Source organism: Mesorhizobium sp. M3A.F.Ca.ET.175.01.1.1 (genome assembly GCF_004791945.1).
GTDB lineage: Bacteria > Pseudomonadota > Alphaproteobacteria > Rhizobiales > Rhizobiaceae > Mesorhizobium.
This window is the reverse complement of the sequence record NZ_SRTP01000284.1, coordinates 1-311: the sequence shown is the minus strand read 5'-3', so window position 1 is coordinate 311 and position 311 is coordinate 1. Positions and strand designations below refer to the sequence as shown.

The following is a 311-nucleotide window of genomic DNA, read 5'->3' as shown; positions in this document are numbered from 1 at the left end:
CCTTGAATTGTTGCAGGCAGAGGTCGGGCTCGTCGGCAAGAGCCGCCTTGAACATGATCGCGCCATCGCCTCGATCAAGGTCGCGCAGCAAATTCGCGAGATGGGCATCCCGCTGTATGGCAAGGAAGCCGAGTTGCTGCGCCAGAAGACGGCTCAGCAGGCCGCCTACAATGAGGTTCTTGCCAAGGCCAAGGTCCAAGAAGACCTTCTGTTCGATCTCCGGCAGATGGGGCGATCTCAGGCCGATCAGTCGGTAGCTTCACAGCTTCGTTCCGCCGGTCTTCCCGACGACCTCGATTCCGACATCGCCA

General features: G+C 59.8%; 1 protein-coding gene. It reads left to right on the top strand.

The features are described 5' to 3' along the window. A partial coding sequence (locus EN818_RS33155) for a hypothetical protein (protein ID WP_189524004.1) occupies window positions 1–311 on the top strand: 311 nt, incomplete at both ends.